The following is a 6,577-nucleotide window of genomic DNA, read 5'->3' on the forward strand; positions in this document are numbered from 1 at the left end:
TTTCTGTCAGTGCAGATACGCTGGTTTTTGACGAGAATGAGCGCAACCCGGATGAAGAACTGCGTTTGCAGTTTGAGGCTATCAGCCAGTTCACACCGGAAGAGAAAGAAGTGGCAAGGGTGTTACTGGAGTCATTGATTTTAAAACACGATGCCAACCGTTTTGCCCGTAACAACAGCAGAGCAGGCACCGAGAAGTAAGACATAAAACACGTGCGGCGATCCCGTGTTGGAGCACGGAACCGCCGCTAACCGTAAGCAACTATTGGAGTAGTTACTATGGCTAACCGCGATTGTAATGCAGATTGGAAGATTTCAAAAGCCCGGCGCAGCTATAAGGTGGGGTATACCAGCACCCGCCACGAAGATCGCAACACTGGCATGACCCGCTATTACAGTCAGCATCCCAGCCTGCATCTTAAAGGCAACTGGCTGGAAGAAGCCGGGTTTACCACCGGACAGGCAGTGAACATCACCGTTGAACGGGGGCAGTTGATTATCCGGCTCATTGAGAACAGCTGACGACTCAAAAAAGATCCCAGTGCTTGGACTGGGATCTTTTTGCTAACTGATTTTTAATCTTTTATGTCCATTTTAATGCTTGCCCCATCGGGAATATTTCGTATTTGTAGAGCCAAATCAGCTCTGGCTCTCATTGATTCGCCTGTTCGAGCTAAGTAAAGATTTTCCAATTCATATTCTCCGCCTAAAACAAAGGGAATTTTAGGGACTAAACGATAGCCAGATTGAATAGGACCGTAAATGTTTTGCCAATTATGAGCCAAAGAATATCCAGTTAAGACTTCATAATCTTCCAAGATAATCCCACTCCATTCATTTATACTCTCGGCTAATTTATCAAATAATCCCGTTTCAGGATCGAATGTATGAATACAATCATCTTTTAAACAAAACTGATTTCCAAAGATATCTTCTGCAAAGAAAAGAGCATCCTTAGCCATATCTTCGTACGAGTTAATCCATAACCTATTATTGTTCCAATCAATTAAGCCGATCTCTTCACCTATCGTTTCATATGGAAAAACGCGTAATGCAGACTCAAAGCCATAAAATCCATTTTTTTTAATCAATAAACAGCTCAATTCATCTACCAATGATTTTCCATAATTGGAAGCAATATATTTTTCTGATCTAACCGAAGAAATATCATGACTACAAATTGAGAGTAATTTGTCAGTTAAAGGCCACATTTTTCTATTTCTCCGTTTCTATTTTGCCTGATTTGTCTGTCTTTTCTGTCTTTATAATTACAGTCGCACCATTAGGTAATCCGCGACATTGTTGACCAATACATGATCCAGCTCCTCTATTATCAGAAGGGGTAATTGGTCGAACCGAAGCGCCTGAGCCACCTTCTTTAAACATAGCAGGAGGATATTCATCACGATCTGCACCTTTCACCGGAGGAGTATTTTTCAAGGATTCTCCTCTCCTCTGAGCAGCGCCTCCACGATCAATCGTCAACACATTAGGATGCCCTGCTTTCTGAGCATCTTCAATATGCTTCGCTGATTCTGGATATTTTGTTTTATCTACAACAATAACTTTATGCTCATTAGTATGTTGTTCAGAGCTACTGCCTTTGTTAACAGTTGAACCTTTTATTGACGGTACAGATGATGGTTTCGCCTGCATTTTATCACTGGCTTTTGCCCCAATAATTCCCGTCGCGGTCTCCAGCAACAACAGGTTGCGCTGCTCTTCTTTCACATACTGCGCCGCATCGGCTTTGGATAAGCCTGCGTTCTCCAGCTCTTTCTGACGCAATTCAGTATTAAAGAACCCGGAGAGCGGTCCACTGCCACCATTTAACCAACTGCTCTGCTCTGAACGCCCTATCTTGTCATTGGCACGGTATCCTGATACCGCCAGTTCTTTACCCAACTCATGGTTGATAAAGGCCAGCTCTTCGCGGCTCAACTCACCATTCAACGCCATTTGTTTCAGGCTGTTGATAGTTGCATCACTGGCCTGCCGGTACTCTGTCCAGACCCCTTTACGGCAACGGTCATCCTGACACGATGCTAGTTTACCGCGCATGTCTTCAACCGACGGCAGACCTTTATCCAGAATGCGCTGGCTCAGTTCTTTGGCCTTACCGCACGCTTCCGGTGACAGCGTGCGGCAATCGCCCAGATTTCGGGAGGCCAGCGCATTATTCTCAATTGCGTTCTTCCCTGCCTGCGCCCCGGTAACAGCGCTCCCGGTGGAGTCACCGGCAATACCGCCTGCCAGTCCTGCTGCTAGGGTGGAAAGGGTGCTGATAGTTTGCTTCTGCTCCTCCGTTAACTCACTGACTTTGGCCCCATCACCGTAAAGTTGCTTTATCAGGACCTGCGCGGCCAGTTCCCCCGACGCCGCACCTGCGGCACCCGACAGGGCATTGTTACCGCTCACTTCCGCCGCCACCGCCCCTAAAATCGCATGGGCCAGCGTATTGGTAGCGATATCCACCTGATGGGTTTGTGGGTCCGTCGTCAGCGCTTTTATCACCCCGGCCAGATACGGTGAAGCGCCTCCGGCCAGCGCCTGACCGAGGTTGTTCCCTGCCAGCCCCTGAATCGCTGCCGTGGCGGCCTGTAACGCTTTCTGATAGGTTCCGCCAGTCCCAAAGCCCGAGTCATTCAGCGCCTGCGTGTAAGCGGTGTCATAAATTTGTTGATTGATATCCGCCGAAGTCGGGTGTTTAGTGCCTGCGTTGATCAATTTTTCTCTGGCATTGGCTTTGTCCTGTTCACTGAGATGGTCCAGCTTCGCTTTCGCCGCTTTGGTGGCGATAATTTTCCCTTCCGTCCCGACTATCTCGGTCATCTGAGCGCTGAGTTCGCCAATCAGTTGCGCCTGTTTCAACCGTTGCTGTTCTTTTTCCTTATCAAATATCGGACTCAGGACATTGGCGGCGTTATCGGTATCGCGGCTGAGGGTCGCGACATCCTGCGTCTGGTGCGCCTTATCCCGGATAATCAGGTTGCCGTCACTGACCGCCGCGTGCGTGGTGCTGCTGTCATGGCCTGAGTTATGAGTCCCCGTCAGCGCATTGACTGCCAGATTATTCAGAACCTGACCGGCGGTCGGTTGGCCGAGGCTGACGCCCGCACTCTGCTGCTCAACAGTAAAGTCCGCTTTATTTTGAATGTCCTTGAAGCCCAGTGTCCCGGTGTTCAGGGTGTTTTTGGCTTTATCGGCGGTACTTGCTATCACCGCGCCGTCCAGTTGGGTATGGTCACCGACGTTAACCTGATAGCCGCCTTTGCCGGCAAACAGCCCGGTCTGCTCCTGCACGCTGTCATAGTTGCTGTGCAGTTTATTGCGGCTGGCATTGAGGCTTGCGGTACCGTTAGTGAGGGGACCCACGGTGGCGCTGACGCCCGCGCTGGCGTTGTGTTGCTGGCTGTCATAGCGCTGGCTGTCCTGCTCGCTGCTTAATGTCAAATGACGTTTTACGTCGGCGGTAATCTGCTCGCCGCTGACCTGAGCGCCTTTTAGCGTCGTGTCCCGGCCACTGTTCAGCCCGACGCTCTGTCCTGCCTGTAACGTGGTGTTAGTGTGACTGACGCCGTTGCCGTTTTCGTGGCCGTTGCCCCGACTGACATTGGCCGAGACGCTCAGGCCGGTGCCTCCCGGTCCCACGGTCAGGCCCATGCCCAGCGAACTGCCGTGGCTGCTGTTTTTGCCGGTGGTCTGTTCAGTGCTCTGGCTGGAGGAGAGCTGAATATCCCGGTTAGCATTCAGTTGCAGGTCTTTACCCGCCTGTAACTGGCTGCCCTGAATACGGATATCGCCATTCTGGCCTGATGCGCCTTTGCCATCCCCTTTGGCGGTTATGGTGAGGTTATCCCCGGCCGTGAGACGGCTGCCCTGTTGAGTGGTCTGGCGGTGCTGCTGTTCTGAACGGGAAGACTGGCGGCCATAGGACAGGCTCACCCCGGCCAGATTATTATTGCCTTTGTCGTCACTGCCCTGAGCTTCCGCCAGTCGGCCAGCCTGCGCCGCCTGCACGCCGCTGAGGGCGGCTTGAGTGTTTTGCAGGGCTTTTACTCGCGGGTCACTTTCAGTGCGGGCGGCTCTGGCTGTTTGCACCGCGCTGTTGACGGCCCCGCCTGCTGTACCACTCAGCGCCACGGTTAAGCCGCTCTGTTTTTGTTCGGTTTTTGTCGTGGTGTGATGGCGATTTTCCGCACTGGTGATATCGACCTGTTGACCGGTCAGCGTCAGGTCTTTACCGGCAATCACCTCGCTGCCGTGAACCCGGAGTTGTTCTCCCGCGTTAAGGGTGACGTTGCCCTGGCTGCTGCCGACCGTGCTGCCTTTGCTCAGCTGGCTGTCACTGTTGGTGGTGACTTTCTGGCTGGCTTTGCCAACGGTGAAACCCATGCCGCCGGTCCCCATCAGGCCGGATTTTTTCTCCTGCCGCAAATGGGTTTCATCGTGCGCTTCCGCAGCGGTGGTGACGGTGAGCTGATGACCGGCGTTCAGGCTGACATCCTGCGTGCCAGCGACGTTACTACCGATGATGTTTAGGTCTTTTCCGGCCTGGAGATTCACTTTATCGCCACTGAATGTGGTGCTGAGCGCCTGTTGGTCATGCACTTCATCGTGGGTTTCCACTGACGACTTCGACAGCCAGCCTTTGCTGGTTTGCTTGCTGTGCTCCACTAAGTCGGATGAGGCCGTCCCGGTGGTCAGCGTCAGATTATTTCCGGCCTGCGCCGTCAGTTGTTGACCGGCGTTGACGTGGGCGGCGGTGGCGTTCAAATCCTGCCCGGCTTGCAGGGTCACATCACCGGCGCCGGTTATCTGGCTGCCGATATCCTGTTGTTGGGTCAGATGGCGATAGTTATCTTTCCCCCAATTCCCTTGCTCTGTGCGGCGCGTGCTTAAGGCGTCCAGCGTCAGGTTATAGCCTGCCGTTATCTCGGTGTGACCGTCTTTACCGGCGTTTTTAACGTCACTGGCGGTTAATTGGACATTGTTAATGGCGCTCAGCGATAAGGCGCCCTTATCGTTCTGCACGTAGATGCCTGCCGGACGGTCCTGCCAGCGGTTCGCTTCATCCCCGCGCACGGTCGATGCGCTGATGATATCCCGGCCTTTCAGAGTCACCCGGTCATCCCCCTGAATCCGGCCGCCCCGGTTGGCGAGCGTTTGTTGGGCCGCTAAATCCACTTTGCCGCCGCGAATAAAGCCGCTATTGGTGAGGTTGTTGGCCGTCAGTTGAGTGACGTCACGCCCGTTGATGGTGCCGCTGTTAGTGATATCGCCCTGACTGCTGAGCGCCACGGTATTCCCGGCCAGCAAGGCGCCATCACTGCGCAGGTCGCCCTGACGGACACGCGCATAAACCTGCGGCACAGTCACTACCTCGGTAGTGCCATCCGGCAAGGTGACGGTTTGGTTAGTCAGCCAGATAATGTCTGAGGTCAGCAGCGCCATCTGTGCCGGACTCAGCGCCACACCCGGCGTTAACTGTTGCTGTTTGCCAAAGGCGACACCGGCATCCATCAGCGCTTTAAACTGCGCTTCGTCGTTGTTGTAGCCCGGTAAATAGCGCTGGCCGGTCAGTTGGGTGATTTGGTCACGCACCAGCCGCTGTTCGTAGAACCCATCGCCCAGGCGTTTATGAACCAGCGCCGGGTCGTGAGTGAGCTGTTGCCGCATATAGTCCGAGCCCAGCCACTGTTTGTACTGGGTGAATTTCGGGTCGGTCTCGACCAGATAGTGGCTGTCACTGGCCGGTTGCACGGTATACAGACTGTTATTCGGCAGGCGGGTATCAGGCGTCACCACGCGTATCACCGGGTCGACTGTTTGCCCTTTCACCGTCTCCGGGGGCAAACTCAGTTCAAACGGCTGACCGGGGGGCAATACCAGCGGCTGATTTTTGATACCGTTCACCGGCGTAACCGCCGTGGGGGCCGCGTGTATCTGACCGGTTTGTCGGTCGGCGATGGTGATACCGGGGGCCGCCGGGCGGGTATGCTCCTGCCAGGCCAGCGTTTTCAGGTCAATCGTTTCTATTACCGGCGCGGGAGCATAACGACTGCGGCTTTTTCCCTGCGAAGTTTTGGTCCCCCCGAATCCGAACTTTTTCTTTCTGGTCTTTTTGGCGTACCAGTGGGTCTGGCGACCTTCATCGGTAGTGATGCGTTCGCCCTGAGTGGCAATATTGTGCAGTTCGCCGATTTCTCCATCCAGCGCCCCGCCGGCGACAATCTGGCTGTCGTGATTAGTGACCTGCGCACTGTTGAGCGTGATATTACCCCCGGCCAGAATTTTACCGGGGTCGCTCTGTTTAACCTGAGTTTCCTTGACGGTCCGGGTGTACTGATATTCGTAAAAGTCATTACTGCGGCTGCCATCCGGCATGATGGCATCGTGCACTTTGTATTTATTGCGGTGGGAAGTGTCCACCTGTGACCAGTCGTAACGGGTGGTCTGGCCGCTGAGTACTGCATCGTGATGCTGAGACTTTTCCGTTTCGACGACCTGAGTCACCAACCCGGCGTTGGTGTTGTTAATCCGGTCGGCATTAATCTTCAAGTGGCGCCCGGCTTCAA

2 protein-coding genes and 2 pseudogenes are annotated in these 6,577 nt (G+C 53.7%); 2 read left to right on the forward strand and 2 right to left on the reverse strand.

Going from position 1 to position 6,577, the window contains the following annotated elements; all coding sequences use genetic code 11:
- Positions 1 to 200: pseudogene (locus AAC155_RS24575) on the forward strand (helix-turn-helix domain-containing protein); the annotation flags it as partial.
- 78 nt (positions 201 to 278) lie between these two features.
- Positions 279 to 521: a SymE family type I addiction module toxin gene (locus AAC155_RS22585; RefSeq protein ID WP_113044217.1), complete on the forward strand. Its 243-nt coding sequence runs from the start codon at positions 279 to 281 to the stop codon at positions 519 to 521.
- Positions 522 to 574: 53 nt separating this feature from the next.
- On the opposite strand, the gene AAC155_RS22590 is transcribed toward AAC155_RS22585, so the two are convergent.
- Both AAC155_RS22590 and AAC155_RS22600 read right to left on the reverse strand, forming a co-directional pair.
- Entirely contained in the window at positions 575 to 1,210 is a 636-nt protein-coding gene (locus tag AAC155_RS22590; RefSeq protein ID WP_205068583.1) for an SMI1/KNR4 family protein, read from the reverse strand.
- Between the two features lie 955 nt (positions 1,211 to 2,165).
- Positions 2,166 to 6,577, reverse strand: a pseudogene (locus tag AAC155_RS22600) (hemagglutinin repeat-containing protein); the annotation flags it as partial.

The sequence above is a fragment of the Photorhabdus sp. HUG-39 genome (genome assembly GCF_963878365.1).
GTDB lineage: Bacteria > Pseudomonadota > Gammaproteobacteria > Enterobacterales > Enterobacteriaceae > Photorhabdus > Photorhabdus kayaii.